Origin of the sequence: Foliimonas ilicis (genome assembly GCF_039939195.1) — a bacterium.
GTDB classification, from domain to species: Bacteria; Pseudomonadota; Alphaproteobacteria; order Rhizobiales; family Rhizobiaceae; genus Foliimonas; species Foliimonas ilicis.
Genome location: NZ_JBDUUH010000005.1, coordinates 304,568 through 329,727 on the forward strand (window position 1 = coordinate 304,568; position 25,160 = coordinate 329,727).

Consider the following 25,160-nt stretch of genomic DNA (forward strand, 5'->3'; position numbering starts at 1 on the left):
CCCGACCTTTCTATTTGGTCCCCGGTTTTCCCGGTGTTTTTTGCAGAGTACAGGAAATCGACGGCGCGTATTGTTCAAAAACGAATAAATTTATGTTGCTAGTAAGTCTGGTACGCGAACGCCAAGACGCTTGAATCGTCGGACTGAAAACTCAGATCAGCGTGTGCGGCAGCCCTGAAAAGCGGCAAGCGGAATTTATATGCGACCGGAAATTTGGGTGATCAGCATCAGCGTCGATGATCTGAACGCAATGCTGAAGTTTGATACGGCGGCGCGGCTATTGGCATGCCGTAATACCGTATGCCATAGTGTCTTCCCGGGGCGGGGTGTTTCGAAAGGTGTGACGGATGAGTATCAATTTGTCTGGAGAAGCGATCAAGGTTGAACGCCCTGCGAAAACCCTTCGCGAACTGACGCTGGACAAAATGCGCGAAGCTATTCTGAACGGTTATTTTCGACCGGGAGATCGCCTCGTGGAGCGCGATCTTTGCGGGCAACTCGGTGTCAGCCGCACCATAGTAAGAGAGGTGCTTCGCCATCTCGAATCGGAAGGTCTTGTCGCCAATCTGGCGAACAAGGGACCGATCGTGGCCACACTCAATTGGGACGAAGCCAAACAGATTTATGAAATCCGCGGTGCGCTTGAAGGAATGGCCGCGCGCCTCTGCGCCGAACAAAAAAATTCCGGGACTGCCGACGCCTTGGAAGCCCTGCTTCAGAATATACGTGCCGGCTACCGGGCAAAAGACATGGCAGCGGTTCTCCAGAATACGACAGCTTTCTATCAGACCCTCTTTGGCAGTGTAGGCCGCAAGGTCGCATGGGGTGTCGTCAGCCTGCTTACCGTGCGCATAAACCATTTGCGTTCCATGACGATCAAAACCGAGAACCGCGATGTGGAAGGGCCGGCGCAGATGCAGCGCATAGTCGATGCAATTCGTGCTGGCGATGGGGCCGCAGCGCATAAGGCCGCTATCGACCATGTGACGAGGGCCGCCACAATCGCTGAATCCCTGCTTTCCGAAGACCAGAAGCCCTGATCTTCAATCTCCCGGCTAAAATTTCGACACGCTGATTAATCCGCGAGGCGGCGGCTTGGTATCAAAAAATGCGCTGCCTAATGGCTGTCGCAAATCCGGCGCTTGACTCTGCAATATTATGGCATACCATAATATGAAATGTACAAAGAGTGAGCGATTATGACGATCCAAATCCGCAAGACATTGCTTCAGGTCGAGACCACATTGATCGAAGGCGGGCGTCAGGTGCCAGCGCCCTTGAAGCTTTTCTCCGCATTTGCCGTGGTCAAGAATCCTTGGGCAGGACGGGGTTTCGTTGAAAACCTGAAGCCGGAAATTCATGCCGCGGCACCGGTTCTGGGTGAACTGCTCACCAAAATGATCATCGACGCGGTTGGCTCAGGCGCACAGGTCGAAGCCTATGGGAAATCGGCTGTCGTCGGCCTTGACGGTGAGATCGAGCATGCTTCAGCGCTGATCCACACGCTGCGTTTCGGAAATCATTATCGCACGGCGGTCGGCGCGAAATCCTATCTGGCATTCTGTAATACGCGCGGTCCGGCGAATGCGCCGATCATGATCCCGCTCATGGACAAGAATGATGAAGGCCGCCGCTCTCATTATCTGACGATACAGACTGCCATTCCAGATGCACCTGCGGCGGATGAGATCGTCGTGGCGCTCGGCGCTTCAGTCGGCGGCAGGCCGCATCACCGTATCGGCGACCGCTATCAGGACCTTGAGGATCTCGGCCTGAACGTTTCCAATCCGGCCGGCGTGTAAAGGCTTTCGCTATGCATGCAGGCGAAATCAAGATTGTGGAAAGTGGGGGCTTCAAGCCTGACCGTCGCTTGACGGCCAGCGGAACAGCTTACTTCGAATCCGGTTTCGGGGAGCCGCTCATACTCATTCATGGGGTGGGTATGCGATTGGAGGCGTGGGGGCCTCAAATCGCTTCGCTGTCTTCGAAAAACCGCGTCATTGCGGTCGATATGCCGGGGCATGGTGAAAGCAAAAAACTCCCCACCGGCAGCCGTCTTGAAGATTTCGTAAGCTGGTTTTCCGTTTTTCTCGATGATCTGAATATTGAAAAGGCCAATGTCGCGGGCCATTCGATGGGCGCCCTGATCGCCGGTGGTGCTGCTGCCACTATGGGCGATCGCATTGCTCGCATTGCCTATCTCAACGGGGTCTATCGGCGCGACCCGGCGGCAAAGGCCGCAGTCCTGGCGCGTGCGGCTGCTATTCCTGTAAAAGGCGTCGATACGGAGGGGCCGCTCGAGCGTTGGTTCGGCGATGATGCGCACAGTGTCGTTGCCCGCGAGCTGACCCGTGAATGGCTGGGTTCGGTCGACCCGGAAGGCTATGCGACCGCTTACTCTGCCTTCGCCAATGGCGACAAAACCTATGCGGATCGCTGGCCGGATGTGACCGCACCGGCACTTTTCCTGACCGGCTCGGACGACCCGAACTCGACGCCGCTGATGGCTAAAGAGATGGCTGCGGCTGCGCCTAATGGTTGGGCGTGCATTGTCGAGGGCCAGAGGCACATGGTCAATCTGACTGCGCCGGAAACCGTCAACGAACTGATGATCCAATGGCTGAGAATCCGGGAGGAGCCGGCATGACAAAAGCGGCGATAGACCCGCGAGCCTTGCGTGATGCGTTTGGTGCATTTCCTACGGGCGTGACGGTTGTGACGACGCGTGACGGGGAAGGAAGCCCCGTCGGATTTACGGCCAATTCTTTCACCTCCGTTTCGCTCGATCCGCCATTGCTGCTGGTATGTCTGGCCAAAACATCGCGCAATTTTGCAACGATGACCGAAGCGCCGAGATTTGCGATAAACATTCTGTCTGAAACGCAGAAGGACGTGTCGAATACGTTTGCAAGACCGGTCGAGGACAGGTTCGCCGCCGTGGATTGGTCCGATGCGCCAGATGGTTCGCCGGTTTTCAGCAAGGTAGCCGCGTGGTTCGAATGTTCGATGGAGGAGGTGATCGAGGCGGGCGATCACGTCATCCTGCTCGGACGTGTCGAGGCGTTCGCCAATGCCGGTCTGAACGGCTTGGGTTATGCACGCGGCGGCTATTTCATTCCCACACTCACCGGAAAGGCGGTTTCGGCTGCCGCAGAAGGCAATATCGAACTGGGTGCCGTGCTTGAGCGCCAGGGCGAGGTTTTCCTGGTTGGTGATGACAAGCTTTCCTTGCCTGCATGTCAGATCGAGGACGGCAATCCAACGGAAGCTCTGCAGAAATACCTTCAGGATCTGACCGGATTGCCGGTCGCCGTGGGCTTTCTCTATTCCGTCTACGAAGGCAAGGGTGACGGGCTTCAACACATCATATATCGCGCCGTTGCTGGAGACGGCGAGCCAAGGAGCGGGCACTTCATGAAGCCTGAAGATGTTCCCGCATCAAAACTTACGACATCGGCGACGGCTGACATCCTCAACAGGTTCGGTCTGGAAAGCTCGATCGGAAATTTCGGCGTCTATTTCGGTGACGACATGTCCGGCAAGGTTCATTCGATTTCCACGAGGGGCGCTGCCTTATGAAATTTTCCCTTTTCGCCCATATGGAACGTCTCGATGCGTCTCAGAACCACAAGACGCTCTATGACGAGTTCGTTACCCTTTGTGAAATCGCCGACAAGGGTGGGATGCACGCGATCTGGACCGGCGAACATCACGGCATGGATTTCACCATCGCGCCCAATCCCTTTGTCACCATCGCCGATCTTGCCCGCCGCACGAAAAACGTAAGGCTCGGCACGGGCACGGTGATCGCGCCTTTCTGGCATCCGATCAAGCTCGCTGGCGAAGCTGCGATGGCCGATCTTATCTGTGATGGACGCTTGGATATCGGCATCGCGCGTGGTGCCTATGCTTTTGAGTACGAGCGCTTGCTGCCCGGACTGGACGCATGGGGCGCGGGTCAGCGAATGCGCGAATTGATCCCCGCGATAAAAGGCATATGGGCGGGCGACTACGCCCATAATGGCGAGTTCTACAAGTTTCCATCGACCACCTCCGCGCCGAAACCGTTGCAAGATCCGTACCCGCCGATCTGGGTGGCAGCGCGCGATCCCAATTCCCATGAGTTCGCCGTCGCCAATGATTGCAACGTGCAGGTCACGCCGCTCTGGCAGGGTGATGAGGAAGTCGAAACTCTGATGTCGCGTTTCAACGACGCATGTTCCAAACATGTGGAGAAGAAGCGCCCGAAGATCATGCTTCTGCGCCATACCTATGTCGGTTCCGACGAGGCGGACATTGCCCGCGCAGCCCATGAGATGAGCGTCTACTACAATTACTTCTTCGCCTGGTTCAAAAACGAGAAGCCCATCCATCAAGGTCTGATCGAGCGCATTCCCGAGGCCGACATTGCCGAAAATGCGATGCTTTCGGGCGACGCGATGCGCAAGAACAATGTCGTTGGAAATGCCGATGAGGTTATCTCGCGCCTGAAGACCTACGAGACGATGGGCTACGACGAATATTCGTTCTGGATCGACACCGGTATGAGTTTCGAGCGGAAGAAAGCCTCGCTCGAGCGCTTCATTTCCGACGTCATGCCGGCATTTGCGGAGTAGGGCGAATGCGCAGCTTTCAGTGCTATATTGATGGCCATTTCGACAACGGTGAAGCGCGCTTCTCAAGTATCGATCCGGCGACCGGCGAGATTTGGGCCGAGATGCCGGAAAGCCGGGAAGGCGATGTTGACCGGGCTGTTCAGGCCGCGCATCGGGCGCTTTATTCAGATGATGCCTGGTCGAAGCTGACGGCCACCCAACGCGGAAAGCTGTTGTACAGGCTTGCCGATCTGGTTGCCGAAAACGCGCAAAAGCTCGCCGAACTTGAAACGCGCGATACAGGCAAGATCATCCGCGAAACCAGTGCACAGATTGCCTATGTCGCAGATTATTATCGCTATTATGCCGGTCTGGCCGACAAGATAGAAGGCGCATACCTGCCGATAGATAAGCCCGACATGGAAGTCTGGCTGCGACGCGAGCCTGTCGGTGTTGTCGCGGCGATCGTGCCATGGAACAGCCAGCTTTTTCTAGCCGCGGTGAAGATCGGGCCTGCACTGGCTGCTGGCTGCACCGTCGTAGTCAAGGCCTCGGAAGATGGCCCCGCACCGCTGCTTGAGTTCGCCCGGCTGTTTCATGAGGCAGGGTTTCCGGCAGGCGTCGTCAATGTCCTTACCGGCTTTGGCCAGACATGCGGCAATGCGCTGACCACGCATTCGAAGGTGGCTCATATCGCGTTCACCGGCGGACCAGAGACGGCGCGCCATATCGTCCGCAATTCCGCTGAAAACTTGGCATCGACATCGCTTGAACTCGGCGGGAAATCGCCGATTATCGTGTTTGCCGACGCTGACCTTGAAAGTGCTGCCAACGCGCAGGTCGCGGGCATCTTCGCGGCGACTGGCCAAAGCTGCGTTGCCGGTTCGCGGTTGATAATAGAAAGCAGCGTCAAGGACCGTTTTCTCGAAATTCTGAAGACGAAGGCGGAAGCAATCCGCATCGGCTCGCCTCTCGATCGAGAGACGGAAGTCGGTCCGTTGGCGACCGACCGGCAGCGCAAGCACATACAGGCGCTCGTCGCCGCCTCGGTCGAAGCGGGCGCGCGCATTGTCACTGGCGGTGATGCCCTGGAGGGCAAGGGCTATTTTTATCGCCCCACGATACTGGATTGCGATGGTATTCGCTCTCCTTCGATGGAGAAGGAGTTCTTCGGCCCGGTTCTTTCGGTCGTTTCCTTCAAGACGGAAGCCGAGGCAATCGCGCTGGCCAACGATACGGTCTTTGGGCTCGCATCGGGCGTATTCACCCAGAATCTGACGCGTGCGCACCGGCTGATGAAGGCAATCCGGGCAGGCATCGTCTGGGTCAATACCTACCGGGCTGTATCGCCGATCGCGCCATTCGGCGGTTTCGGCCTTTCGGGTGACGGTCGCGAGGGCGGACTTGCCGCCGCGCTCGATTACACGCGCACGAAGACCGTTTGGCTTCGAACCTCCGATGATCCGATTCCCGATCCTTTCGTGATGAGGTGATGCGGATGGCTCGAACGTGACGAACGAGCCGGCGGTTATTCGAGGAGGATCACCGCCGCCAATTTTATGAACGACCAACAATGTTTAAACGGGAGGAACGACTATGAAAGGCACACTTATTGCCGCAGCGCTGGCAGCCGCATTCGGTGTATCGGGGCAGGCGATTGCCGCGGATATGGTTTTTACGAGTTGGGGCGGCACCACCCAGGATGTGCAGAAGGCCGAATGGGCCGATAAATTCGCTGAAAAGGAAGGCATCAACGTCGTTCAGGACGGGCCAACCGACTATGGCAAGATCAAAGCCATGGTCGATGCAGGCCGCGTGAACTGGGATGTCGTAGATGTTGAGGGCGACTATGCGGTTCAGGCCGGAAAGAACGGCCTTCTTGAAAAGCTCGACTTCTCCGTGATCGACAAGAGCAAGCTCGATCCGCGTTTCGTCACGGACTATTCGGTCGGCAGTTTTTATTATTCATTCGTCATCGGCTGCAACAAGGACGCGGTGGCGGAATGCCCCAAGACCTGGGCTGACCTTTTCGACACGCAGAAATTTCCCGGCAAACGCACTTTCTACAAATGGTCGGCACCCGGCGTGATCGAAGCCGCTCTGCTCGCCGACGGCGTGGCTCCGGATAAGCTCTATCCGCTCGATCTCGACCGTGCGTTCAAAAAGCTCGACACCATCAAGTCCGACATCATCTGGTGGTCCGGCGGCGCGCAATCTCAGCAATTGCTGGCTTCGGCGGAAGCCTCGTTCGGTTCGTTCTGGAATGGCCGCCTGACCGCGCTGGCCGAGACGGGGGTGACGGTCGAAACGTCGTGGGAGCAGAACATTACGGCTGCTGATGTGCTGGTCGTACCGAAAGGTGCTCCCAACAAGGACGCCGCGATGAAATTCATCGCTTATGCTACATCGCCCGAAGCGCAGGCAGCGATGGCGGTGGGTACTGGCTATGCACCGACCAATCTCGACTCTCCGGCGAAGATGGACCCGGAAATTGCAAAAACGCTTCCCGATCAGCAGAAGGCCACTCAGGTCGATGCCGATATGAACTACTGGGCCGAGCATCGCGACGAGATCGGCAGCCGCTGGTACTCCTGGCAGGCGCAGTAATTCCAGCTTGCGCGGGAAACACAGGTTTCCCGCGCCACTTCTCCGGAAAGGGCGCGGCATGGTTTCGCTGACCGAAAACACAAGCATTCCAAAACAAACGAAAAATGGTTTTCGATTTGGCGCCTTCGGGGCAACGCTTCCGGCGCTGTTCGTCGTTATCGTCTTTTTCGTTTTGCCTGTTGCAGCGCTTCTTGCCAGGAGCGTGCTCGAACCCGCTCCGGGACTGGGTAATTATGTCGAGTTGCTTGGCAGTTCGACCTATTTGAAGATCCTCTACAATACTTTCGTGGTATCGGCTCTGGTGACCATCGTCTCGCTGCTGATCGGTTTTCCGGTGGCGTGGGCGCTGGCGATCATGCCGCGGCCAACGGCCTCCATTGTGTTCGCCATTCTTCTCCTGTCCATGTGGACCAATCTGCTCGCGCGGACCTATGCATGGATGGTGCTTTTGCAGCGCACCGGGGTCATCAACAAGACGCTGATGGGGCTCGGCATTATCGATACGCCATTGCCATTGGTGAACAATCTGACCGGCGTCACGATCGGCATGACCTACATCATGCTGCCTTTCATCGTCATTCCGCTTTATGGCGTGATCCGCAAAATCGACCCGGCAATTTTGCAAGCCGCCGCCTTATGCGGCGCGACACGCTGGCAGGCGCTCACGCGCATTCTCATTCCGCTGGCAGCTCCAGGTATGGTCGCCGGTGCCTTGATGGTCTTTGTCATGTCGCTGGGCTATTTCGTGACGCCAGCTCTGCTAGGCGGAACCTCGAATATGATGCTTGCCGAGCTTATCGCGCAGCTTATTCAGTCGCTCGTCAATTGGGGCCTGGGTGGTGCCGCGGCGTTCGTACTGCTGGTCGTGACCCTTGCGCTCTACGCGCTGCAGCTTCGCCTGTTCGGTGCAGCCGCAGCCGGGGGGCGCTGACATGTTGCTGAATTTCAACAGCCTCGGTAGCTGGAAATGGGCGCTGCTGTTCATAACCGCTCTGGTCGCAGCCTTTCTCATTTTGCCGATCATCTTCATTGCCGCGCTTTCCTTCGGCTCGTCGCAATGGCTGATCTTTCCGCCGCCCGGCTGGACGTTCAAATGGTATCGCGATCTCTTCGCCGATCCGCGTTGGCTCGAGGCCGCGTGGACCAGTTTTCGCATCGCGATCATGGTGACCGTTCTTTCGGTGGTAATCGGGCTTATCGCCTCTTTTGGATTGGTTCGTGGACGCTTCCGTGGGCGCGAAGCGCTTCGTGCGCTCTTTATGACGCCGATGATCTTGCCGGTCGTGGTTCTCGCGGTCGCGCTCTACGCCTTCTTTCTGAAGATCGGCTTGAACGGTACGACGGTCGGCTTCGTCATGGCCCATCTGGTTCTGGCGCTTCCATTCTCCATTCTGGCGCTTACCGGCGCGCTTGAAGGGTTCGACCGATCGATAGAAGACGCGGCCGTGCTTTGCGGTGCTAGCCCGCTCGAGGCGAAGCTCAGGATCACGCTTCCCTCTATCAGTCACGGACTGTTCTCGGCGGCGATCTTCTCGTTTCTCACCTCCTGGGATGAAGTCGTTCTGGCAATTTTCATGGCCAGCCCCACGCTCCAGACCCTGCCCGTCAAGATATGGGCGACGTTGCGGCAAGATTTGACGCCAGTCATCGCCGCTGCATCGACCCTGCTCATCGCCGTGACCATCCTTCTGATGCTTCTGGTCGCGGCAGTGCGAAAAGGAATGAAGACATGACGACGCCATTTCTCCAGATTCGGGGCATAAAAAAGCAATATGGCGCTGTCACCGCCGTCCAGAACGTCAATCTCGACGTCGCCAAGGGCGAGTTCATGACGTTTCTCGGGCCATCGGGTTCCGGCAAGAGCACGACGCTTTATGTGCTTGCCGGTTTCGAACGTCCGACCGAGGGAGACATCCTGCTGAACGGGGAAAGTCTGATTTCCATACCTTCCCACAAACGCAACATTGGCATGGTGTTTCAGCGATACACGCTCTTTCCGCATCTGTCGGTCGGCGAAAACATTGCCTTTCCGCTCAAGGTACGGCGCAAATCTCAAGCTGAAGTGGCTGAGCGCGTACGCGAAATGCTGCGGCTTGTGCGTCTCGAAGGCTTTGAAGATCGCAAACCCGCCGAAATGTCGGGCGGCCAGCAGCAACGCGTGGCGCTTGCCCGCGCCCTTGCATACGATCCGCCGGTGCTTCTGATGGACGAACCGCTTTCCGCGCTCGACAAGAAACTTCGCGAGGAAATCCAATATGAAATCCGTCGCATCCATCAGCAGACTGAAGTCACGATCCTTTATGTTACTCATGATCAGGAAGAGGCATTGCGGCTATCGGACAGGATTGCCGTATTCTCCAAAGGCGTGATCGACCAGATCGGCACAGGCCCCGAACTTTATGCCAATCCCACGACCCGCTTTGTCGCGGAATTCGTCGGCGATAGCGATTTCCTGTCCTGCCGGTTGATTTCCGCCGGTAATGGAAAAGCGAAAATCGCGCTCTCCGACGATATCGTATTTTCTGACATTCCAATCCACGGATCAGCGAAGGAAGGCACACCGGCATCGCTGATGCTACGTCCCGAACGGCTCAAGCTGACAAAAGTAGCACCTTCCGGCGCGGCTCTATCTGCTGTGGTCAACGACATCACGTTTCTTGGAAACAACGTTCACGTCGTTGCAGAAACGTTCAAAGGCGAGGAACTCTCGGTGCGTCTTCCCTTCGGTCACGACGCGATTTCTGGTCTGGGACGCGGCGATAAGATTTGGCTGAACTTCGATGCGAATGCCGCGCATGTCTTCTGCTGATCGTTCGCATCGCGCGGAGGCGCGACCGGCTATTCGTCAAGGCTGATTTGATTGCGGCCAAGAGTTCGATCTCCTCAAGGCTGGCATCACATCTTCCCAACCCGCAGTCACTGTGACGATTGACATCGATGTCCGCCCCGGCGCCGTGTGGATTGTCGAACATTCCCCTGTAAGCAACTCGAAGTTCAAGATTCGACAATTGCGATGTCGGAATTGTCGCCCCTCATGCGTCCTAGCAGCATAGCCGCGGTGATGTGACCGGAGAAACCGGCAAGAGCGGCGCAAAAGCGAGAGACTGACATGACCAATTCCTATCGTTGGGTCATCGTCGCTGCAGGCGGCCTGTTGGGGTGCGTTGCGATCGGCGCGATGTTTTCGCTGCCGGTTTTCCTGCGACCGATGGCAGAAGAGACCGGCTGGTCGACAACCGGTATTTCCACCGCCATGACATTCGGCTTTCTGGCCATGGCGCTGGCCAGCATGGTGTGGGGCAGTCTGTCTGACCGCTTTGGCCCGCGCCCCGTGGTGCTGACGGGATCGGTCGCGCTTGCCGCGAGCCTCGCGCTCGCCAGTCAAGCGGGATCGCTGGTCCAGTTCCAGCTTGTCTTCGGTGTTCTGGTAGGCGCTGCAACTGCCGCGATGTTTGCGCCGATGATGGCCTGCGTTACCGGCTGGTTCGACACGCAGCGCAGTCTCGCCGTATCGCTGGTCTCCGCCGGCATGGGCATGGCGCCGATGACTATGGCGCCGCTGGCGGCCTGGCTGGTGACGGCTTATGATTGGCGGACCTCTATGCTGATCATAGCCGGAATTGCTGCCGTGATCATGATCCCGACATCACTTTTGCTGCGCCGCCCGCCAGCACTGGAACATGGCAATGAGGCGGCAATGGCCGACGAACCGCGATCGGACATGACAGTGAAACAGGCGGTGCGCTCGCCGCAGTTCATCGTGCTGATGCTGGCCAATTTCTTTTGCTGTGCCACCCATTCCGGACCGATCTTCCATACTGTGAGCTATGCTGTGACATGCGGCATTCCAATGATCGCTGCCGTCTCGATCTACAGTGTCGAGGGGCTGGCCGGGATGTTCGGGCGCATCGGCTTCGGCATCATGGGCGATCGGTTCGGCGCACAGCGCGTGCTGGTGCTGGGACTGCTGGCGCAGGCCTTTGGCGTGCTCGCTTATGTCTTTGCCAGTCAACTCGGCGAATTCTACGCCGTGGCGATTATGGTCGGCTTTATCTATGCCGGAGTGATGCCGCTTTACGCGGTGATCGTGCGCGAGAATTTTCCGCTCAGGATGATGGGAACCATCATCGGCGGGACTGCGATGGCCGGCAGCCTTGGCATGTCGACCGGTCCGCTGGTGGGTGGTCTGATCTACGACCAGTTTGCCAGCTACGCATGGCTCTATATCGGCTCGTGGGGCATGGGAATTGCCGCGATGCTGATCGCCATGACGTTCCGGCCATTCGCAAAAGAGGAGCGCGGGCTGGCGGCAGCGGAGTAAAACTTTCCAGTCCTGAACGTCTCGCTGAACACATCCATCAGTCAGAATCTGCCCTGACCTTACTGGATGCTTCGTTCAAAAATCGCCCTTAGAAAGATATAAAAACTACCTTCTAAACAAACTAAAAATGAGATTGTTTTTGGTTTCGTGATTTGTTGGAATTCGTGTCGCAATTGGCGTTTGGATGTTTCCAGGAAAGCTATGAGACACGATTTTGCGATCCATAAAGGTCAAGCCGCAAACATTCTGCGTTCGTGGGGCATGCCTGCAGCCAAGGCAGAGAAAACAGCGGACGTTCTTGCATGGGCCGATCTTCACGGGCTGGAAAGCCATGGTATCGCGCTTCTCGTCGAGTATGATGAGAGGCGTCGCACCAAACCGATCAACTTTCAGTCGGCACCCAGGATCGTCAAAGAAACGCCCGTCAGTGCTCTAATCGATGGAGATGGCGGTCTGGGGCATGATCCCGCAATCTTTGCCACGCAAACGGCAATTGCAAAGGCCAAGAATTGCGGTCTCGCTGTGGTGTCGGTCCGCAATTCGGGTCATTTCGGTGCGCTGGGCTACTACACGAAAATGGCGGCGGACAACGATCTTATCGGAATGGCGTCTACCAGTGTCTTTGGCAAGCGGGTGCCGCCAACAGGCGGAACCGCTGCCCGCTTCGGTACGGATCCATGGTCTTTTGCGGCTCCCGGAGAGCCTGAGCGACCTTTTCTTCTCGATATGGCCACAACGACGGTTGCCTCGGGAAAAGTACGAAACAAAATCGTAGAGGGCCAGCTTATGCCGCCGGGTTGGGGGCTGGACAGCAAAGGCCTCGCGACCCTTGATCCCAAGGCAGTGATGGAGGGCGGTTTCCTTTCATCTCTTGGCGGAACCGCTGAAAGCGGCGGCCATAAAGGCTACGGCCTGGCCGTAATGGTAAATATCCTTTCGTCCTGCCTGTCAGGATCGACGCTGATCACGGACGCAAATCATTCGAAGCAGCCATGGGGGTTGGATGTCGGACACTTCTTCATGGCCATCGATCCGTCGATGTTCCGCGAGGTAGAAGATTTTCGGCAAGATGTGGGGCGTCTTTGCAACGACTTGCGCGCTACCCCCTCGGCCGATCCGCTGAAGCCCGTCATGGTCGCGGGCGATCCCGAACGACAGGTTCGCGCGGATCGAGAAAAGAACGGTGTTCCTATCGGGGCGGGCCTTCACCGCAGGCTCTTCGGAATTGCGAAAGAAAGCGGTGCGGAATGGGTGCTTGCAAATACAGATTTTCCTAATAAGTTAACTGTTAACAGTTAACTGAAAACACAGGGCCGATACCAAGATGACGGGCTTCTTATCTGCAAAACCGGTCGAGCGAAATGAAGGGCTCACTTCGCGCGTTTACTCGGAGATCGAGCGAATGATCGTTGCCGGAGATATCGAACCAGGCAGCCGGTTGAACGAGGCAGTGCTGGCGGAACAGATGCTTGTAAGCCGAGGGCCGGTTCGGGAAGCCACACGGGCGCTGGTTAAGGCCGGACTTTTGGTGTCTGTGCCAGCGAAGGGTGTTTTCGTTCGCGAGATGTCCGACAAGGAAATCGCGGAGAACTACGATGTGCGCGCGATGCTGACTGGCATGATTTGCGAACAGGCTGCAGCACGCCGCGGGGACGGAGACATCGCAGTTCTAAGACAAATGATCGAGGATATGGAAGTGGCGATCGAGGCAAACGAAATCGCCCGCTATTATGAAGTGAATGTCGAGTTTCACGATCTTATCGGCCACATTTCGGGTCATTCGTGCGCGCACCGGATTTACAACGATCTGATCCGCGAAACGCATTCACTGCGGCGCTCCCTGTCCTCTCCCGATTTTACCAATGCTGAGCATCGCATTCTGGTGGATGCGATTGAGGCACGCGATGGGGATTTGTCGCGCCAACTCGGATTCGACCACGTCATTCACGGCAAGAAGCGATGGAAAGCGTCACTCGACCGCAAGGGAGCGTGATCCAAGTCGAATGATTTCATCAGTTTATGGAGGAAACTAAGTGAAAATTGCAAATATTACAGCCAGCCTTCACAGGCACGAAATCGATCTGCCGGGCATCGGAGAGTCCATCGAATCCAGAATGTTCGTCTTTGTCGAGGTGGAGACCGACACGGGAATAAAGGGCATGGGCTGTACGGGTCAGTTCCTGCCCTGGTCGACCATGCCATGCATCGAGGATCATATTTTTCCGCTGATCAAAGGCATGGATGTTTTCCATACCGAGGCGATCCATTCGAAAATCTGGAAGCAGCTCAACAACCGCTCCTATACCGGTGTGATTTCAAACGCGCTGTCTGCCGTCGATATTGCGCTTTGGGATATCCAGGGAAAGATCGTCGGAAAACCGATTTCGGAACTTCTGGGCGGTTACTCGAAGGAAGCCTACACCTACGCGACGTTTGGTTATCCATTCTTTGACGAACAGCAGATCGCCGACTATGCGAAGAAGTTTCTGGCGGACGGCCACACCATGCTGAAGATGGTCGTGGGTGGCGAGCCGACGAGAACCTGGAAAGACGATGTGCGCCGCGTTCAGGCCGCGCGCGATGCAATCGGGCCGGATGTCGATCTGATGATCGACGCCAATTGCTGGTTCAACCCGCACGATGCCTTCATGCTTGCCAAGGCGGTTCAAGACTGCAATCTCAAATGGTTCGAGGAACCCATTCAGCAGAATGACGCGCGCGCGCTTGCCGATCTGCGCTCACGCGTGCAGGTGCCTATCGCTGCCGGGCAAATGGAAGGCAATCGGTGGCGCTTTCGCGAACTGGTCATGCATCACGCGGTGGACGTCCTGCAGCCGAACGTTCTTTACAATGGCGGCTATACCGAGGCGCTCAAGGCGGCTCACATGGCGCAGGCATTCAACTTGCCTCTGGCCAATGGCGGCGGGTGGCCGATCTTCAACATGCACCTGCTCGCTGGCGTCATGAATGGCGGCCCGGTCGAATTCCATTACGGAATGTGGATGACCGGAAAGCATTTCTTCGACGGCACACCAGATCCCGTGAACGGAAAGATGACCATTCCGGATGCGCCGGGCCTCGGCTTCACGCCCAAATACGATGAACTCAAGGATGCTCGGGTCAAAGACCCGAAAGGGAGCCAGTTCACGGGCCGCGACGCCCACGGCTACCTGCTGCGCGAAACGATCATGGCCAAAAGCGCCTGATTGCAAAACGCCCGATCCGACAGAGGAGCGGTCATAAGACCGGTCGGAACGGGCGTTCAATCTTAATCAACAGGGAGGAGCAGAAATGATAAACGCGACATTTTCGAAACCGTTTTCGCATTTGCGACTGTTCGGCATTGGTGCAGCGCTCGCTGCGGCCTTCGCCGTCACACCAGCGTCGGCAGAATATCCTGACCGAAACATCAGCATGATCATACCTTTCGGTGCCGGTGGCGGCAGCGATACTTTGGCGCGCACGATTGCCAACATTATTGCTGAAATGGACCTTTTGCCGGTTAAAATCCTGCCTGAAAACAGGCCGGGCGGATCCGGTGCCGTTGGCTACAGCTCCGTCGCAAAAGAGAAGGGCAATCCGAACTATATTGCCACGGTCAGCGTCAGCTTCTTCACAACGCCGCTTCTGGGCGGATCGCCGGTAAGCTACAAGGATTTCACGCCGCTCGCGTCGATTGCACAATCACCCTACATACTCGCCGTTCCGACCTCCAGCGAATACAAGACGCTTGACGATCTCAAGAAGTCACCGCGCCTCACGACAGGCACAGTTGGCGTTGTCTCGGATGCGGCACTTCTTGCCAAAATGACTGCCAATGCACTCGGTATCCAGATCGACTCCGTTCCTTTCGACGGTGAGGGCGAGGTCATGGCCGCGATTTTGGGAGGCCACGTCAACATCGCCTACCTCAATCCCTCGGAGGTGATGGAGCAGATCAAGGCTGGTACGTTGCGTCCGCTGGCCATCAGTTCGGCAGAGCGGTCTTCTGCTTTTCCTGACGTGCCGACCTTCAAGGAACTCGGCCACGAACAGATCGTCCATACCCAGTTGCGCGGCCTTGTCATGCCGGCTGGCGTGGACCCGGAGATCGTAAAGTACTGGGAGCAGGTTCTGCAAAAAGTTGGAACCAGCGAACAGTGGAAGACCCAATATATCGACCGCTTCCACGACATTCCGGATTTTACGGACGCCGCAGGTTTCTCGGACGCCATCCAGCGGACGAATGCCCGCTATGAAGAGATGATGAAAGAGCTCGGCATTATCAAATAGTTAGATGCCTGTACGGCACCCGAATTGATCGGGTGCCGCTCTTTTTTCGGCGGAGGTAACCATGACCATACATGCGCTCGATAAAGTCGTCGCCGCACTGCTTATCCTGTTCGGCCTATGGCTCGTTTACACAGGTTTTGGCTATGGCGTCATGCAAGGAACGACGCCCGGTGCGGGGCTCTTTCCAATCATAATGGGCACAGCAATTGCGATACTGAGCACCGTTAATCTCGCACGTGCCCTGTCCGGCATCGAAGTGCTGCCTGCGGGAATGTCGCGTCGCGAACTCATCAAGGCAGCGGGCGTCGTGCTGACGCTGATCGTTTCGATTTTGCTCACGCCTTTCATCGGAATGACCATCGCTGTGATGCTCGCAATGGCAGCTATAGGACTGATCTTGCGCGCGAAACCAGATACGGCGTTTCTCATACGTCTAGGACTGGTTTCAGTCCTCACACCGATCGTCTGTTTCTTCCTGTTCGACAGGCTTCTCGGCATTCCGATCCCGTCAGGTCCACTCGGATTCTGATCAGCTAACAAAAAAGGGGAGAAAGCGTCATGGATGTTCTTGCGCTTCTTTGGGACGGAATTGTTGCAGCCTCTGCACCCAGCGTTTTTGCCTGTACGATATTGGGTGCAGTGGTCGGATTGCTCATAGGCGCGCTGCCTGGCCTGGGCCCCACCGCGGGGGTGGCAATCATGCTGCCGGTCGCAGCAGGTTTTGGTGGCGTGGCTGCAATCGCATGCCTCGGCGGTGTCTATTACGGGTCGATGTTTGGCGGTGCGATAACCTCGATCCTTCTTGGCATTCCCGGCGATGCACCCTCCGTAATGACGGTGCTGGACGGTTATCCGCTCGCGCAGAAAGGCGAGGCTGGTCGAGCGCTTGGCACCAGTGTCTTTGCTTCTTTTGTCGGCGGGGTTCTTGGCATCGCAGGGTTGGTTGCCTTGTCGATACCCGTTTCGAAATTCGCACTGGCATTCGGACCGACGGAAATGACAGCGATGATGTGTCTGGCGTTGTCTCTACTTAGCGTTTTGGGTGGCCGTAATGCGATAAAAGGGTTCGTGGCACTCGCCATCGGGTTTAGTCTGGGCATGGTTGGTCTGGATCCGATAGCGGGATCGGCCCGCTATACGTTCGGAACCATGGATCTTTTTGACGGCCTCGATTTTTCGATAATCGCGGTTGGCCTTTTCGGTCTTTGCGCAATCTTCACCTCGCTGGAAGTCAAGGTGGACAAGCCGCTCGCTCGTTACAGTTTTGCATCGTTGCTTCCAAGAGCGTCGGACGCTTTCAAAACGCGGTGGCAATTGCTGCAGGGTTCCGTACTCGGCTTCTTCGTCGGCGTTCTTCCAGGTGTAGGCGCGACTGCTGCGACCATGCTGTCATACGCGCTGGCCAAGCGCCTGTCGCACACCCCCGAAGCTTATGGCACCGGCATTGTGGAAGGTGTTGCAGCGCCGGAAGCAGCCAACAATTCCGCGTCCTACGGCTCAATGATCCCGCTTTTCACCCTGGGCATTCCTGGTTCAGCGACAACCGCCGTGATGATGGGTGGACTGTTGATGATAGGCCTTCAGCCCGGACCACTTTTATTCGTGGAAAATCCGGAGTTCGTATGGTCTGTTTTCGGAAGCTTTGCGATCGGCAATCTGGCTCTCGTCTTCCTGACGCTGCTGTTGACCCCGCTCCTGGCCAGCGCGTTGTTCATCTCGACGGCCATTCTGTACCCGATCGTTATTGCGATCGTGGTTTTCGGGGTATTCGCCATCGACTACTCGATGTTCAGCGTTCTTCTGGCCGTCATTGCAGGGGCTGTCGGGCTGGTGCTTTTGAAGCTCGATTATCCGGCCGTTCCGCTGGTTCTGGGACTGGTACTTGGACCACTGCTGGAACGAAATATCCGGCGCACGCTCATACAATCGCAAGGTGATCTCCTTGTATTCATAGAACGGCCCATAGCGCTTACTCTGTTCATCGCCACGATCCTGGTTCTGCTTATCCCAATATTCCTGAAGCTGGCTGGCCGAAAGAAAATTGCGGCGGATGAGGCCGAAATCTAGGCAGAAGTCGGAAATTAACGCGATGATTTACGAATATTGCATAGTCGGTGGCGGGATCATCGGACTGGCGACGGCTGCCGAGATCACCGCGCGCGATCCCGCTGCCCGCATTGTACTTATCGAGAAAGAAACGGGGTTCGGTCAGCACCAGACCGGACACAATAGCGGGGTGATACATGCGGGCATTTATTATGTACCTGGATCGCTGAAAGCCCGGCTTTGCCGTGAAGGTGCAGAGGCAACCAAACGCTTCGCTGATGAGAATAAGATATCCTATGAAGTATGCGGCAAGCTCCTCGTTGCCACGAACGTAATTGAAATGGAGCGGATGGAGGCTCTTAAAAGTCGCGCGCGCGAAAATGGCATCGGCTTTGAAGATGTAAGCGCGGCGAAATTGCGCGAGATAGAGCCTAATATTGCCGGTCTAGGCGCTTTGCTGGTCTCTTCGACAGGCATCATCGACTACAAGCAGGTATGCCGCGCCTTTTCAGAGCAATTGAAAGAAAAAAACGTAACCCTGGTCACAAACGCAAAAGTCACGAATATCTCCGAAGATCTGACCGGCGTCAGTATTGCGACTGACCGCGCAGGTGATTTTCGCGCAAGCAAATTGATCGTTTGTGCAGGATTGCAATCGGACCGGTTGGCTCGGCTCGCAGGGCTAAACCCCACGCATCAGATCGTACCATTTCGAGGAGAGTACTTTACTTTACCGCAGTCGAAATCCGGCATCGTGAAACACCTGATCTACCCTATCCCGGACCCTGACCTCCCTTTCCTCGGAATACATCTGACGCGAATGATCGATGGACGCGTCACAGTGGGTCCAAATGCTGTTTTGGGATTCCATCGCGAGGGCTATCCGAAGGGCAGCGTAAACATTGGCGACGTCATTCAGATGGCTTCTTTCGGTGGATTCTGGAAGATGGCGCGCAAGAACCTTGGATCGGGTATCGACGAGTTTCGCAACTCGCTTTTCCGCAAAGGCTACCTCGAGCAGTGCAGGAAATACTGTCCGTCGCTTGAATTGTCGGATCTGCGCACGCCGGGCGCTGGTATTCGTGCGCAGGCCATCATGAATGACGGTACGCTTGTCCATGACTTCCTTTTCCTCGACAGCGCGCGGCAGCTTCACGTCTGCAATGCGCCATCGCCGGCAGCAACTTCGGCTATGCCGATTGCGAAAATGATCGTGGATCGTATGGAGGCCCGCGCGGAGGCGTAAAGTTCGCCTCAACAAGGAACTAAATATAGCTTTCATAAAATAAAGACGTTACATTTTCTATCTTATGGAAACCCGATTTCTTGAAACTTTTCTGCTGGTTGCCGAAAACGGCTCGCTCGCTGAAGCGGCGCGGCGGCTCAACATTACCCCGGCTGCTGTTGCGCAGCGTATGCAGGCCCTGGAAGACGAACTGGGAAAGCCTTTGCTCATCAGAGCGGGAAGGTCGGTCCAGCCAACCGATGCGGGGCATGCGATTCTGGATCAGTGCCGGCGCATTCTTGGCGAAGTTCGCCATCTGCGTAGTTTTGCCCAAAACGATGCTCTCTCAGGAGAATTGAGGATTGGCGCGATTACCACAGCGCTGACGGGGATTTTGCCGAGTGCGCTCAGGCACTTGGTGGATACTGTGCCCGCCGTGGAAGTTTTTGTCCTGCCGGGTACATCGCCGGACCTCTACCAAGCGCTCGAAGGCGGGAAGATAGATGCCGCAATTCTTGTGCGGCCTCCTTTTACCATACCCAAATCGCTCGATTGGTGCACGCTGCGCTCCGAACCGTTGATCTTGCTCGCTCCTGAAGAGCTGGGCGAGGAGGATCCTTTGTCATTGCTGAAATCGCGTCCTTTCGTTCGGTATGACCGCAACAATTGGGGTGGCAGGCTGGCAGATAGCTGGCTTCTGCAGCGACGGATCCGTCCGCGCGAATGGCTGGAGCTGGATTCGCTGGAAGCGATTTCCGTCATGGTCAGCCATGGCCTTGGTGTATCGATCCTGCCGGATTGGGCCAGGCCCTGGCCAGAAGGATTATCCGTGGCCAGAATTGCGTTGCCGGGTCCGCAGCAGCAGCGTGAGATTGGTTTGCTTTGGCCTCGCAGCGCACCATCCGGCCGGCTGATCACAGTGCTTCTTGATGCGCTGCAACCCACCACTACAGTCAGGTAAGGTCGCGTTTTTTGCAATAGCCTGAGCGATGTGGGATGTTTTTCCTGCCTATTCGGCAGCGACAGCCAGGCGCTCGCGCTCATAAGAAAGCCCTGCGCTATCGAAGATATGGAGATTGCCGGGATCAGCGCTGAAACGCACGGTCGAGCCGCGTTCGATCGCCGCATTGCCCGGCATCTTGGCTACGAGGGGTTCGCCTTCGCGGCCAATCTCCACATAGAGAAGCTGGACCTCGCCGAGCTGCTCGATATAGTCGACAGTCCCCTCGAACAACACGCCTCCATCCGCATCACTGGCGATGATCAGGTCTTCGGGCCGTACCCCGAAACTTACACTTTCCCCGACTGCTGACTCCGGTGTCTGGATGGGGACATGCGCGATCACATCTCCGGCAAGCCGGACCGCGGTCGGTCCGCCCGCCCTCTCGATCGTTGCTGGCAAAATATTCATGGCAGGCGAACCAATGAACTGGGCGACGAACAAATTGCCGGGCTTGCAATAAAGATCCATGGGGGTGCCGACCTGCTCGATATGCCCGTCTTTCAGCACGACGATGCGATCTGCCAGCGTCATCGCTTCGATTTGGTCGTGGGTGACATAGACCATCGTCGTGTTCGGCATCGACTCCTTGAGTTTGGCGATTTCGAGCCGGGTCGCTACGCGCAGTGCGGCATCGAGATTGGACAGCGGTTCGTCGAACAGGAAGACTTTCGGGTTGCGTACGATGGCCCGGCCGATGGCGACGCGCTGCCGCTGGCCGCCGGAAAGCGCCTTTGGCAGACGGTGAAGATATTGGGTCAGTTGCAGGATATCTGCGGCCTGGTTTACACGCTCATCGATCTCGGACTTGCTGGCCCTTGCGATCTTCATGCCGAAGGCCATGTTGTCGTAGACCGTCATGTGCGGATAGAGCGCATAGGATTGGAACACCATGGCGATGCCGCGCTTGGACGGCGGCACGTCATTGACCACCTCGCCATCTATTTCGAGGGTTCCGCCGGTGATCTCCTCCAGTCCCGCTATGCTGCGCAGGAGCGTGGACTTTCCACAGCCCGACGGCCCGACGAAGACGATGAACTCGCCTGATTTGATGTCGAGATCGATGCCGTGAAGAATCTCCAGACTGCCATAGGCCTTCCTGACATCCTTGAGCAGTAGATCAGCCATGTTTTCCTCCCATTGGCGCCGTGTCGGTTGTTTTCCGTTCGGCGTTCGGTGTCGTTCAGGCAATCCTTCCGAACCAGGCGCCGTAGGCGCCCAGCATGATCTTTCCGTCCGTGGCCGTGCCATCGAAGCCATGGCCCGACACGGATACGGCGCTGATGCCTTCGCCCAGCGCAACGCTCCCGGCACCGTCGCCGAGATTGAACGCGCAGAGGATCTGCTCGTTGTTGTGTTTGCGCGTGAAAGCGACGATGTCGCCATCGGTTTCGACGAAATCGACCGAACCCTTCGACAATGCCGGGTGCGTTGCGCGGAACGCCAGCATGCGCCGGTAATGTTCGAGCACGGACTCCTCATCGCCCGTCTGCGTGTTGACGGATAGCGTGACATGCTCGACCGGCACCGGTAGCCATGGTTTGGCGGCGGAGAAACCGGCGTTAATCGAGTTCGATTCCCATACCATTGGGGTGCGGCACCCGTCGCGGCCTTTGAATTCGGGCCAGAAGCGGATGCCATAGGGATCGCGCAAATCCTCAAAAGCAAGATCGGCCTCCGGCAGACCCAACTCCTCCCCCTGATAAATACAGACCGAACCGCGAAGCGACATCAGGAGTGCCGAGATCACCTTGAGATAGGCATTGCGGTCCTTGTCGCTGGTTGCCCAGCGTGAGGCATGGCGCATCACGTCGTGATTGGAAAAGGCCCAGCATGACCAGCCGTCGCTGGCAACCTGACCGAATGTTTCGAGTACCTTGCGTACGCGCTGTGCGCTGATCCTGTCGGGAGACAGGAAGTCGAACGAGTAGCACATATGTACGCGGTCATCGCCCGACGTGTAATCGGCCACCACCTGCAGGCCGCGCTGCGCGTCGCCGACTTCGCCAACGGCTGCTGCTGCCGGATACTCGTCGAGGAGCGCGCGGAAGCGGCAAAGGAACGCGATGTTTTCTGGTTGGCTCTTGTCATAAACATGATCCTGCCAGTTGTATGGATTGACCGCTGGTGCGGTCGAATAGTCGCGATCTTCGACGGCGAGCGGGGGATTGTTCTCCAGCCCAAGCGAGTGGAAGTAGAAATTGATCGTATCGAGGCGGAAGCCATCGACGCCGCGCTCCAGCCAGAAACGCGTCACGTCCAGCAATGCGTCCTGAACCTCTAAATTGTGGAAGTTGAGGTCTGGCTGCTCGGCAAGGAAATTGTGCATGTAATATTGCTGGCGACGCGCGTCCCATGCCCATGCCGAGCCGCCGAAAATGGACAACCAGTTGTTTGGCGGCGTACCATCAGGCTTAGGGTCGGCCCAGACATACCAGTCGGCCTTCGCATTGTCGCGGGAGGACCGGCTTTCCTTGAACCAGGGGTGCACGTCCGATGTATGCGACAGCACAAGGTCGATCATCACCTTGAGATTCAGGCGATGTGCCTCCGCCACAACGGCGTCGAAATCCTCGAGCGTGCCGAACAGAGGATCGACATCGCAATAATCCGAGACATCATAGCCAAAATCCGCCATCGGAGATTTGAAGAAGGGCGAAATCCAGATGGCATCCACGCCCAGCTCGGCTATGTGCGGCAACCGCATCAGAATCCCACGCAGATCACCCACGCCATCGCCGTTCGAATCCTGGAAGGAACGCGGATAGATTTGGTAGATCACCGCGCCGCGCCACCAATCACGATCCGCCTGCAAAGCGGGCTCTATACCCTGAACGTCCTTTCGAAGAACCGCAGTCTGCATTTCCATCAACCACCCTTGACCGAGCCCGCGAGGAGGCCGCGGACAAAATAACGTTGCAACGAAAAGAACACGATCAACGGCACGATGATCGTGATGAAGGCCGATGTCGTCAGGATTTCCCAATCGCCGCCGCGCGAACCGAGCAGAGCGTTGAGCTTGCCTGTCAGCACAAGCTGGTTCGAGCCAGAACCGAGGAAGACCATGGCGACGAGCAGGTCGTTCCAGACCCAGAGAAACTGGAAGATAGCGAAAGACGCGAGCACCGGGAACGAAAGCGGTAGCACGATCTTGACGAAGATTTCGAAATCGCTGGCGCCGTCGATGCGCGCCGATTCCATGATTTCGCGCGGCAGGCCTGCGATGTAGCTGCGCAGGAGATATATCGCGAATGGCAATCCGAACCCGGTGTGAGCGAGCCATATGCCGAGATAGGTCTTTGCCGGCACGCCGAAGAATGCGCCGACGCCGTTATAGAGTTTGAGAAGTGGAATAAGCGACATCTGCAATGGCACGACGAGCAGCCCGATAATCACTGCGATCAGGATCGCGCGACCGGGAAATTTCATCCATGCCAGCGCATAAGCTGCGAAAGCCGCGATCAGGATCGGGATGATGGTCGCTGGGATGGTCACGGTCAACGAGTTGATGAAGGAACGGCCGATGCCTTCGGAGAAGAGCACGGTCCGATAGTTCTCGGTGGTGAAGCTGGCGAGCGTCGAGGCTTCGAAGAAGACGCGCTGACCGCGATTACCCTCAAAAGCGACCGGTGAGATATTTTCGTAGCTGCCGTCCTCATTGACCTGCAGCGTTTCACCGTCACGCAATTCGGCAATTGACCCGGCTTCATGTTCCGTCGGCGCCTGGATGCGGGTGCCGTAGGAAATGATCCGTCTTGTGTCGCTGTCTTCGAAGAGCGAGCCCGAGATGACGAATGCACCGTCTCGCTCGACTTGTGCATCAGCGCCTGCCGTCCGGCCCTGGCCGGTTTGAGCCGATGTGGTCATCGCAGTCCACCAACCGGACACTGCGATCTGGTCGCGATCGCGCAGCGACGAGACGAGAATGCCCAAGATCGGGATCGTCCAAACTATGACGATCAGCAGCACGGCGAGGTGAATGCCCCAGCGCTGGAAGAAGGATTGTCCGGCTCTTGCGGCCATCTCAATGATCTCCCGTTTCGCGCGTCGCGTTGCGGATGTTCCAGATCATGATCGGGATGACGGCCAGCATGATGATCAGCGCAATGGTCGCGCCGCGTCCGAAATCGCCTCCGCCGCGGAACATCCAGTCGAACATGAGGTTGGCCAGAACCTGGCTGTTCCACTGGCCATTGGTCATCGTCAGCACGATATCGAAGACTTTGAGAACGAGGATCGTGATCGTCGTCCACACCACTGCGATCGTGCCCCATATCTGTGGCACCATGATCTTCCAGAATATCTGGAAACCGTTTGCGCCATCTATGGTGGCGGCTTCGATCGTCTCCTCCGGAATGCCGCGCAGCGCTGCCGACAGGATCACCATTGCGAAACCTGTCTGGATCCAGATCAGGATAATCATCAAAAAGAAGTTGTTCCAGAACGGTATCGATATCCACACCTGCGGATCGCCGCCGAACCATTGCGCGATAGCGTTGAAGACGCCGATCTGAGTCTGTCCCGCGCCCCGATACTCGTAGATGAATTTCCAGATCACGCTGGCACCCACGAAAGAGATGGCGAGTGGCATGAAGACGAACATTTTGGCGATGTTGCCCCACCAGATGCGATCGGTCAGGACAGCGATGATGAGGCCGAGGAAAGTACACGCCGCCGGTACCACGGCCAGCCAGAGGAAATTGTTGAAGATCGCCTGCCTGAACTCGCGATCGCCCAGCGCCCATTCATAGTTGGCGGTGCCGACAAAGTTCTGCCCGCTACGGTCCATGAAGGAGAGCCGCACGGTTTCGATGACGGGGTAGATCAGATAGACGGTCAGGATGATCAGGGCAGGGCCCAGGAACAGCCAGGGCCGGATCAGGCCCTGGCGGCGCAGATTGTCGATCGCGGCAGCCCCGCTCACCCCGCGTGACGGGAACACGATGTCGACCAGCTTGTTGGCGCCCCAAAAATAGGCGACGCAACCGAAGACCCCGAACACGACCGTAAGGATCGCGGAAACTATCTGGCCCGTCATTCCTTCCTCCCTCGATAGCTAACCGCCTTGCGGTGCGTGAGTTCAAGACCTGAGTG

23 protein-coding genes are annotated in these 25,160 nt (G+C 56.9%); 19 read left to right on the forward strand and 4 right to left on the reverse strand.

Annotated features, from left to right (window positions below; genetic code table 11):
• Positions 1-347 precede the first annotated feature (347 nt).
• The 19 genes from ABFT80_RS13745 to ABFT80_RS13835 all read left to right on the forward strand — a co-directional run bounded on the left by ABFT80_RS13745 (position 348) and on the right by ABFT80_RS13835 (position 20,027).
• A complete protein-coding gene (locus tag ABFT80_RS13745; RefSeq protein WP_347972491.1) occupies positions 348-1,040 on the forward strand; it encodes a GntR family transcriptional regulator in 693 nt (230 codons plus the stop codon).
• Positions 1,041-1,199: 159 nt separating this feature from the next.
• Positions 1,200-1,802, forward strand: a complete 603-nt coding sequence (locus tag ABFT80_RS13750; RefSeq protein ID WP_347972492.1) for an amino acid synthesis family protein — start codon at positions 1,200-1,202, stop codon at positions 1,800-1,802.
• Between the two features lie 11 nt (positions 1,803-1,813).
• Positions 1,814-2,647 (forward strand): alpha/beta fold hydrolase, encoded by an 834-nt coding sequence (locus ABFT80_RS13755; RefSeq protein ID WP_347972493.1) that lies wholly within the window; start codon positions 1,814-1,816, stop codon positions 2,645-2,647.
• Entirely contained in the window at positions 2,644-3,579 is a 936-nt protein-coding gene (locus ABFT80_RS13760) for a flavin reductase family protein (protein WP_347972494.1), read from the forward strand. Before ABFT80_RS13755 ends, ABFT80_RS13760 begins: the two co-directional genes overlap by 4 nt.
• Entirely contained in the window at positions 3,576-4,616 is a 1,041-nt protein-coding gene (locus ABFT80_RS13765; RefSeq protein WP_347972495.1) for an LLM class flavin-dependent oxidoreductase, read from the forward strand. Before ABFT80_RS13760 ends, ABFT80_RS13765 begins: the two co-directional genes overlap by 4 nt.
• Positions 4,617-4,621: 5 nt before the next feature.
• Entirely contained in the window at positions 4,622-6,088 is a 1,467-nt protein-coding gene (locus ABFT80_RS13770; protein WP_347972496.1) for an aldehyde dehydrogenase, read from the forward strand.
• Between the two features lie 103 nt (positions 6,089-6,191).
• Positions 6,192-7,202, forward strand: coding sequence for an ABC transporter substrate-binding protein (locus ABFT80_RS13775; protein ID WP_347972497.1), 1,011 nt, complete (start codon positions 6,192-6,194; stop codon positions 7,200-7,202).
• A 58-nt stretch (positions 7,203-7,260) separates the two neighbouring features.
• On the forward strand, positions 7,261-8,133 hold the full coding sequence (locus tag ABFT80_RS13780) for an ABC transporter permease (RefSeq protein ID WP_347972498.1): 873 nt from the start codon (positions 7,261-7,263) through the stop codon (positions 8,131-8,133).
• A gap of 1 nt (position 8,134) precedes the next feature.
• On the forward strand, positions 8,135-8,935 hold the full coding sequence (locus tag ABFT80_RS13785) for an ABC transporter permease (protein ID WP_347972499.1): 801 nt from the start codon (positions 8,135-8,137) through the stop codon (positions 8,933-8,935).
• The gene (locus ABFT80_RS13790; RefSeq protein WP_347972500.1) at positions 8,932-10,011 is read left to right on the forward strand and encodes an ABC transporter ATP-binding protein; all 1,080 of its coding nucleotides are present in this window, start codon (positions 8,932-8,934) and stop codon (positions 10,009-10,011) included. Before ABFT80_RS13785 ends, ABFT80_RS13790 begins: the two co-directional genes overlap by 4 nt.
• A 300-nt stretch (positions 10,012-10,311) precedes the next feature.
• Positions 10,312-11,523 (forward strand): MFS transporter, encoded by a 1,212-nt coding sequence (locus ABFT80_RS13795; protein ID WP_347972501.1) that lies wholly within the window; start codon positions 10,312-10,314, stop codon positions 11,521-11,523.
• A gap of 201 nt (positions 11,524-11,724) precedes the next feature.
• Positions 11,725-12,822 (forward strand): Ldh family oxidoreductase, encoded by a 1,098-nt coding sequence (locus ABFT80_RS13800; protein ID WP_347972502.1) that lies wholly within the window; start codon positions 11,725-11,727, stop codon positions 12,820-12,822.
• 25 nt (positions 12,823-12,847) lie between these two features.
• A complete protein-coding gene (locus tag ABFT80_RS13805) occupies positions 12,848-13,516 on the forward strand; it encodes a GntR family transcriptional regulator (RefSeq protein ID WP_347972503.1) in 669 nt (222 codons plus the stop codon).
• Between the two features lie 40 nt (positions 13,517-13,556).
• A complete protein-coding gene (locus ABFT80_RS13810) occupies positions 13,557-14,729 on the forward strand; it encodes a mandelate racemase/muconate lactonizing enzyme family protein (RefSeq protein ID WP_347972504.1) in 1,173 nt (390 codons plus the stop codon).
• A gap of 85 nt (positions 14,730-14,814) precedes the next feature.
• Positions 14,815-15,795 carry a tripartite tricarboxylate transporter substrate binding protein gene (locus ABFT80_RS13815; RefSeq protein WP_347972505.1) on the forward strand — a complete coding sequence of 327 codons (981 nt, stop codon included), beginning with the start codon at positions 14,815-14,817 and terminating at the stop codon, positions 15,793-15,795.
• A gap of 61 nt (positions 15,796-15,856) precedes the next feature.
• Complete coding sequence (locus ABFT80_RS13820) at positions 15,857-16,324, forward strand: tripartite tricarboxylate transporter TctB family protein (RefSeq protein WP_347972506.1); 468 nt, start codon at positions 15,857-15,859, stop codon at positions 16,322-16,324.
• A 29-nt stretch (positions 16,325-16,353) separates the two neighbouring features.
• Complete coding sequence (locus tag ABFT80_RS13825; RefSeq protein WP_347972507.1) at positions 16,354-17,862, forward strand: tripartite tricarboxylate transporter permease; 1,509 nt, start codon at positions 16,354-16,356, stop codon at positions 17,860-17,862.
• Positions 17,863-17,884: 22 nt separating this feature from the next.
• Positions 17,885-19,087, forward strand: a complete 1,203-nt coding sequence (gene lhgO / locus ABFT80_RS13830; protein WP_347972508.1) for an L-2-hydroxyglutarate oxidase — start codon at positions 17,885-17,887, stop codon at positions 19,085-19,087.
• A 64-nt stretch (positions 19,088-19,151) separates the two neighbouring features.
• The gene (locus ABFT80_RS13835; protein WP_347972509.1) at positions 19,152-20,027 is read left to right on the forward strand and encodes a LysR family transcriptional regulator; all 876 of its coding nucleotides are present in this window, start codon (positions 19,152-19,154) and stop codon (positions 20,025-20,027) included.
• 48 nt (positions 20,028-20,075) lie between these two features.
• Here ABFT80_RS13835 and ABFT80_RS13840 read toward each other — a convergent pair whose 3' ends face one another.
• From ABFT80_RS13840 to ABFT80_RS13855, 4 genes are read right to left on the reverse strand one after another with little or no spacing between them, the layout of a single operon-like run.
• Positions 20,076-21,194: an ABC transporter ATP-binding protein gene (locus ABFT80_RS13840; protein ID WP_347972510.1), complete on the reverse strand. Its 1,119-nt coding sequence runs from the start codon at positions 21,192-21,194 to the stop codon at positions 20,076-20,078.
• 55 nt (positions 21,195-21,249) lie between these two features.
• A complete protein-coding gene (bglA, locus tag ABFT80_RS13845) occupies positions 21,250-22,935 on the reverse strand; it encodes a beta-galactosidase BglA (RefSeq protein ID WP_455189931.1) in 1,686 nt (561 codons plus the stop codon).
• Positions 22,935-24,089, reverse strand: a complete 1,155-nt coding sequence (locus tag ABFT80_RS13850; RefSeq protein ID WP_347972511.1) for a carbohydrate ABC transporter permease — start codon at positions 24,087-24,089, stop codon at positions 22,935-22,937. The genes bglA and ABFT80_RS13850 overlap by 1 nt, the downstream gene beginning before the upstream one ends.
• 1 nt (position 24,090) lies before the next feature.
• On the reverse strand, positions 24,091-25,104 hold the full coding sequence (locus ABFT80_RS13855; protein WP_347972512.1) for a carbohydrate ABC transporter permease: 1,014 nt from the start codon (positions 25,102-25,104) through the stop codon (positions 24,091-24,093).
• Positions 25,105-25,160: the final 56 nt, after the last annotated feature.

Excerpts from the sequence above, each read along its gene's own strand:
- ABFT80_RS13745 (WP_347972491.1), top strand. The coding sequence starts at position 348 with ATGAGTATCAATTTGTCTGGAGAAGCGATCAAGGTTGAACGCCCTGCG.
- ABFT80_RS13750 (WP_347972492.1), top strand. The coding sequence starts at position 1,200 with ATGACGATCCAAATCCGCAAGACATTGCTTCAGGTCGAGACCACATTG.
- ABFT80_RS13755 (WP_347972493.1), top strand. The coding sequence starts at position 1,814 with ATGCATGCAGGCGAAATCAAGATTGTGGAAAGTGGGGGCTTCAAGCCT.
- ABFT80_RS13760 (WP_347972494.1), top strand. The coding sequence starts at position 2,644 with ATGACAAAAGCGGCGATAGACCCGCGAGCCTTGCGTGATGCGTTTGGT.
- ABFT80_RS13765 (WP_347972495.1), top strand. The coding sequence starts at position 3,576 with ATGAAATTTTCCCTTTTCGCCCATATGGAACGTCTCGATGCGTCTCAG.
- ABFT80_RS13770 (WP_347972496.1), top strand. The coding sequence starts at position 4,622 with ATGCGCAGCTTTCAGTGCTATATTGATGGCCATTTCGACAACGGTGAA.
- ABFT80_RS13775 (WP_347972497.1), top strand. The coding sequence starts at position 6,192 with ATGAAAGGCACACTTATTGCCGCAGCGCTGGCAGCCGCATTCGGTGTA.
- ABFT80_RS13780 (WP_347972498.1), top strand. The coding sequence starts at position 7,261 with ATGGTTTCGCTGACCGAAAACACAAGCATTCCAAAACAAACGAAAAAT.
- ABFT80_RS13785 (WP_347972499.1), top strand. The coding sequence starts at position 8,135 with ATGTTGCTGAATTTCAACAGCCTCGGTAGCTGGAAATGGGCGCTGCTG.
- ABFT80_RS13790 (WP_347972500.1), top strand. The coding sequence starts at position 8,932 with ATGACGACGCCATTTCTCCAGATTCGGGGCATAAAAAAGCAATATGGC.
- ABFT80_RS13795 (WP_347972501.1), top strand. The coding sequence starts at position 10,312 with ATGACCAATTCCTATCGTTGGGTCATCGTCGCTGCAGGCGGCCTGTTG.
- ABFT80_RS13800 (WP_347972502.1), top strand. The coding sequence starts at position 11,725 with ATGAGACACGATTTTGCGATCCATAAAGGTCAAGCCGCAAACATTCTG.
- ABFT80_RS13805 (WP_347972503.1), top strand. The coding sequence starts at position 12,848 with ATGACGGGCTTCTTATCTGCAAAACCGGTCGAGCGAAATGAAGGGCTC.
- ABFT80_RS13815 (WP_347972505.1), top strand. The coding sequence starts at position 14,815 with ATGATAAACGCGACATTTTCGAAACCGTTTTCGCATTTGCGACTGTTC.
- ABFT80_RS13820 (WP_347972506.1), top strand. The coding sequence starts at position 15,857 with ATGACCATACATGCGCTCGATAAAGTCGTCGCCGCACTGCTTATCCTG.
- ABFT80_RS13825 (WP_347972507.1), top strand. The coding sequence starts at position 16,354 with ATGGATGTTCTTGCGCTTCTTTGGGACGGAATTGTTGCAGCCTCTGCA.
- lhgO (WP_347972508.1), top strand. The coding sequence starts at position 17,885 with ATGATTTACGAATATTGCATAGTCGGTGGCGGGATCATCGGACTGGCG.
- ABFT80_RS13835 (WP_347972509.1), top strand. The coding sequence starts at position 19,152 with ATGGAAACCCGATTTCTTGAAACTTTTCTGCTGGTTGCCGAAAACGGC.
- ABFT80_RS13840 (WP_347972510.1), bottom strand. The coding sequence starts at position 21,194 with ATGGCTGATCTACTGCTCAAGGATGTCAGGAAGGCCTATGGCAGTCTG.
- bglA (WP_455189931.1), bottom strand. The coding sequence starts at position 22,935 with ATGGAAATGCAGACTGCGGTTCTTCGAAAGGACGTTCAGGGTATAGAG.
- ABFT80_RS13850 (WP_347972511.1), bottom strand. The coding sequence starts at position 24,089 with ATGGCCGCAAGAGCCGGACAATCCTTCTTCCAGCGCTGGGGCATTCAC.
- ABFT80_RS13855 (WP_347972512.1), bottom strand. The coding sequence starts at position 25,104 with ATGACGGGCCAGATAGTTTCCGCGATCCTTACGGTCGTGTTCGGGGTC.